The organism is Methylobacterium sp. J-072 (assembly GCF_022829425.1).
In the GTDB taxonomy this organism is placed as follows: Bacteria; Pseudomonadota; Alphaproteobacteria; order Rhizobiales; family Beijerinckiaceae; genus Methylobacterium.
This window is the reverse complement of the sequence record NZ_JAKSYK010000128.1, coordinates 1-489: the sequence shown is the minus strand read 5'-3', so window position 1 is coordinate 489 and position 489 is coordinate 1. Positions and strand designations below refer to the sequence as shown.

General features: G+C 66.5%; 1 pseudogene. It reads right to left on the bottom strand.

Annotated features, from left to right (window positions below):
• Nucleotides 1-489 (bottom strand): annotated as a pseudogene (locus tag MKK67_RS14850) (hypothetical protein); the annotation flags it as partial.

The window sequence follows — 489 nt, the reverse complement described above, 5'->3', positions numbered from 1 at the left end:
GGTCCGAGCCCGACACCGTACCGACGGCGTATCCGGTGAAGTTGCCGTTCGCGTCGGCGTTCCACACCGTGTACTGGTCCGCGCCCGTCACCTTCCAGGCCACCTGGTAGCCGGTGGCCGTCTTTTCCGCGCCCATCGGGGTCCAGCCAGCGAACTGACCCATGGTCACGTCGGAGCCGCCATATTTGAGCGAGGGACCCGACCCGGTGCTGTCGTCCAGAAAGAACCCGCTGCCCGCCTGATCCAGCCGCGTCGCCCCAAACGCTTCGATGGTCTTAGGCACGACCCCGATCTGGCCGTCGCTGTTCAGATCCTGCGCGAAGCTCTTTTCCAGTCTGAGCAGGGACGGGTCCGAGCCCGACACCGTACCGACGGCGTATCCGGTGAAGTTGCCGTTCGCGTCGGCGTTCCACACCGTGTACTGGTCCGCGCCCGTCACCTTCCAGGCCACCTGGTAGCCGGTGGCCGTCTTTTCCGCGCCCATCGGGG